Source organism: Hydrogenophaga sp. (assembly GCF_030656115.1).
Lineage (GTDB): Bacteria > Pseudomonadota > Gammaproteobacteria > Burkholderiales > Burkholderiaceae_C > Hydrogenophaga.
Map to the genome: position 1 here is coordinate 1 of NZ_JAUSOO010000075.1, position 3,807 is coordinate 3,807.

The window sequence follows — 3,807 nt, forward strand, 5'->3', positions numbered from 1 at the left end:
TGGACAGTGCCGACTGGACTGCCGACACCGCCGCTGCGCCACCGTTGGTGCTCGGTGGCGGCAGCAACCTGGTGATCACGGGCGACGTGAAGCCGCTGGTGCTCAAGGTGGAAATTGCCGGGCGCCGCCTGGTGGAAGAAACCTCCAAAGGCTGGCTGGTGGAAGGCGGGGCGGGTGAAAACTGGCATGCTTTTGTGGCCTGGACGCTGGAGCAGGGCTGGCCCGGCCTGGAAAACCTGGCGCTCATTCCTGGCTCGGTGGGCGCCTCGCCGGTGCAAAACATCGGCGCCTACGGTGTGGAGCTGCAAGACCGTTTTCATTCGCTCGACGCCATCGACCTGCACACCGGCCAAGCTTTCACACTGGACGCCGCGCAGTGCGGCTTTGGCTACCGCGACTCGGTGTTCAAGCACACGCCAGCGGGTGAAAAAGGCCTGGGGCTGGCCGGGCGGGCGCTGATCACGCGGGTGCGGTTCTGGTTGCCCAAGCCTTGGAAACCGGTGCTGGGCTACCTGGATCTGGCGCGCAAGATGGCCGAGACCGGCATTGCAGCGCCCGACGCACGCCAGATTTTTGACTGGGTGGTCGCCATTCGCCGCGCCAAGCTGCCCGACCCGGCCGTCATTGGCAACGCCGGCAGCTTCTTCAAGAACCCCACGGTGAACGAGGAGCAGTGCGCCGACATCATCGCGCGCGACCCCAAGGTGGTGCATTACCCGATGCCCGACGGCAGCATCAAACTGGCGGCGGGCTGGCTCATTGACGCCTGTGGCTGGAAGGGAAAAAGCGTGGGCAACGCCGGGGTGTTTGAGCGCCAGGCGCTGGTGTTGGTGAACCGGGGCGGCGCCACCGGCGGCGAGGTGATGACGCTGGCCAAGGCCATCCAGACCAGCGTGTACGAACGCTTCGGGATTCGGCTGGAGCCGGAGCCGGTGGTGGTCTGACGGGCTGCGGGAGGTGAGACTGTTGTTTCCTTGGTTATCGCGATTTATCAAGCGCAGGCCCGAAGCCAGAACGCAGGATCAACAGGGTATGGATACCAAAGAACCCGCCTCTGGCTCGTCCAAGCCGTTCCTGGAGGTTTCGTCCGAACCAGACCGCCCACTGCCCTTCGGGTACAAGAAGGGTCATTTTTGGCAGCTCCGAAGCGCTTACTTCCCGCCTTCGAGCTTGAAGATCTTCGCCATTCCTTCACCCACCGACAGCAACCCTGTCTTCGCATAACTGGCCGAATTTTGCCCGCAAGCCGGTGGTCTGATGAAGGGATCGTGGCGACGACGGGTGGTGGTGCGGCGGCCACTGCGTGTCAGGTCAAAGAGTCCACCCAGTTCTCCAGCAGCAAACCCGGCACACGTTCGAATTCACCGACGTTGTTGGTGACCAGCCTTAATCCTTCGCTGCGGTCTTGGCCCCGCGCGCGCACCTGCACCTTTTTCACACCTTCCGGCAAACGCACACCAGCCGGCAAGCGCACGGTCCAGCCAGGGCGGACCGGGTTCAGCTCTACACAGCAGCACACGGCCAGAAATCAGCAGCGACCAATTGGCCAGCCATGTCGTGGGTCACGAAGTGGTGGTTGCCCATGAGGCACCGGGCCAGCGCGCAGGCATCAAACCGGTTCTGCCCCAAGCCCAGCACATCCAGCAAAGCGAGTCGGTTGGTGTCGTCCACAAGACCGGTTCCCGCTGCAAGACTTGACCCCGATATTCACAGTAGCATTCAGCCATGTTGCAGGCCTATCGCCCACCCCCACAACTCTCCCAATGGTTGGACGGAGCTGTTTGCATGCGAATGGCGGCTGGCCACGGTGTATCGCGTTTCCCGGCCATGCCGCGCGCCATGTTGGCCATGCATCTGAGCCGCGTTGATGGTGCAGCATGGTCCATTGCACAGCCCGCGACGTTTCATACCTTGACCACCCAACCCAGCGTGTACACCCATGCAGGAAACATCACGGCATTGGGCTTGATCGTGCGGCCCTCGGCGGCGGCCTGCCTGCTGGGCCAGGCCTGCGGAGCGATGACGAACCAAGCCTTGCCGTGGAGTGCCATTGTGGGGGAGTCGGAAGCGGTTCGGCTGGCGGAAGAGATTGAACGGCTGAGAACTGAGGCCGCCTGCCTGCGGGTACTCATGGCCAGTTTTGGCCGTGCCATGCACTCGGTTGCGTTGGGGCGCTGGCAGCAAACGGAGCGCTTGTGCGAGGCGGTGGGGTGGTCCGGTGCCCAGGCAGGCGATACCGTAGGCATTGGCCGGCGACAGCTGGAGCGGCGTTGCCTGACGGTGCTGGGCGTGTCGCCCAAACAGTTTGAGCGGCTGGAGCGCTTCCACCGCGCGCTGTCTGCGGTGGTGACGCAAGATGCCGCCCCGCTGGCGCAAACGGCGCTCGACGCTGGGTACTGCGACCAGTCGCACCTGGCACTGGATGCGCGGCAACTGGGCGGTGCTTCCGTACGGGAGATGAAGTCCCTGGCCGCGCCAGGCACGCCTTGGTGGGCGCTCTCTACGCCACGCGCTATGCGTGATGCGCCGGATCGCGTCTTGCTGTGACGCTGCGGGGGTCGGCCATGGGTTTCCCCAGGCGCCACCACAGATAGCCCGGGAGCGCAAACGCGAGGCCCAGCAAGAATGTGGCAGGAATGGCCCACCAGCGAACCGCGCCGACAGCCCGGTCCATGGCCACACCGACACTGAACCCAGCCGCAGCGATGTACACATCCAGCGTGATGGCTGTGGTGAGGGCGTTGGCGAAGGCAGCCTGGAAGAACACCTCCGGCAAGACGCTTCCTCCGTTGGCGAAGTACAAGATGTTGTAGCGCCAGGGCAGCAGCAAACCGGTGGCTGATAGTGCGAGCAGCAAATGTCTGGGTTTCATGCCCCCGACGTTAACGGATCGAATGTGCGGGTGTATAGGAAAAATGCGTCATTTCGGAGCCCTGTTTCGGGTATCCGTGAGTTCGGTTGTCGAGGCGCTCCACCCAATGCACAGCGCTGGGTCGGGGCGACAGCTCTTGCGTTTTGGAGGTGATCGGGCTGCCCAGACCTTTTCAGAACGAAAAAACGGCCCACGAAGGGCCGCTTGCTTCAGGAGCGCCAGCGCGTTTACTTGCCGCCTTCGAGCTTGAGCATTTGCGCGCCCTCACCCAGCGACAGCAGGCCGCTCTTGGCATAAATGCCCAGCTTGGCGCGTGTGTCCACGATGTCGAGGTTGCGCATGGTCAGCTGGCCGATGCGGTCCAGCGGCGTGAACGGCGCGTCTTCCACCTTTTCCATCGACAGGCGTTCCGGCGCATAAGTCAGGTTCGGGCTCTCGGTGTTCATGATCGAGTAGTCGTTGCCGCGGCGCAGTTCGATCGTCACCTCGCCGGTGATGGCGCGCGCCACCCAGCGCTGGGCGGTTTCGCGCAGCATGATGGACTGCGGGTCGAACCAGCGGCCCTGGTAGAGCAGGCGGCCGAGCTTCAGGCCGTTGATGCGGTACTGCTCAATCGTGTCTTCGTTGTGGATGCCGGTGACCAGGCGCTCGTAGGCGATGTGCAGCAGCGCCAGGCCCGGGGCTTCGTAGATGCCGCGGCTCTTGGCTTCGATGATGCGGTTCTCGATCTGGTCGCTCATGCCCAGGCCGTGGCGCCCGCCGCTGCGGTTGGCTTCCAGAATCAGGTCCACTAGGCTGTCAAAGGGCTGGCCGTTCAGGGCAACCGGCTGGCCTTCTTCAAAACTCACCGTCACGGTTTCGCGCTTGACTTCAACCTCGTCTTTCCAGAACGCCACGACCATGATGGGGTTGACGATGGAGATGCCTCTGTTCAG

4 protein-coding genes and 1 pseudogene are annotated in these 3,807 nt (G+C 63.5%); 2 read left to right on the top strand and 3 right to left on the bottom strand.

All coding sequences use genetic code 11. From position 1 onward, the window contains the following. Positions 1–944: UDP-N-acetylmuramate dehydrogenase (gene murB / locus Q7J58_RS10740; protein ID WP_304827411.1), on the top strand; the 944-nt coding region annotated here is incomplete at its 5' end. A gap of 559 nt (positions 945–1,503) precedes the next feature. On the opposite strand, the gene Q7J58_RS10745 is transcribed toward murB, so the two are convergent. Continuing rightward, positions 1,504–1,671 (bottom strand): hypothetical protein, encoded by a 168-nt coding sequence (locus Q7J58_RS10745; protein ID WP_304827414.1) that lies wholly within the window; start codon positions 1,669–1,671, stop codon positions 1,504–1,506. Between the two features lie 114 nt (positions 1,672–1,785). Here Q7J58_RS10745 and Q7J58_RS10750 point away from each other — a divergent pair, with 114 nt between their 5' ends. Next, positions 1,786–2,547, top strand: coding sequence for a helix-turn-helix domain-containing protein (locus Q7J58_RS10750; protein ID WP_304827417.1), 762 nt, complete (start codon positions 1,786–1,788; stop codon positions 2,545–2,547). On the opposite strand, the gene Q7J58_RS10755 is transcribed toward Q7J58_RS10750, so the two are convergent. Together Q7J58_RS10755 and Q7J58_RS10760 are read right to left on the bottom strand one after the other, a co-directional pair. Next, positions 2,513–2,872, bottom strand: a complete 360-nt coding sequence (locus Q7J58_RS10755; RefSeq protein ID WP_304827420.1) for a DUF2834 domain-containing protein — start codon at positions 2,870–2,872, stop codon at positions 2,513–2,515. The genes Q7J58_RS10750 and Q7J58_RS10755 overlap by 35 nt on opposite strands. Before the next feature lie 227 nt (positions 2,873–3,099). Continuing rightward, positions 3,100–3,807 (bottom strand): annotated as a pseudogene (locus Q7J58_RS10760) (argininosuccinate synthase domain-containing protein); the annotation flags it as partial.

Bases quoted from the DNA above. Each gene is read 5' to 3' on its own strand.
- Q7J58_RS10750 (WP_304827417.1), top strand. From the start codon at position 1,786: ATGCGAATGGCGGCTGGCCACGGTGTATCGCGTTTCCCGGCCATGCCG.
- Q7J58_RS10755 (WP_304827420.1), bottom strand. From the start codon at position 2,872: ATGAAACCCAGACATTTGCTGCTCGCACTATCAGCCACCGGTTTGCTG.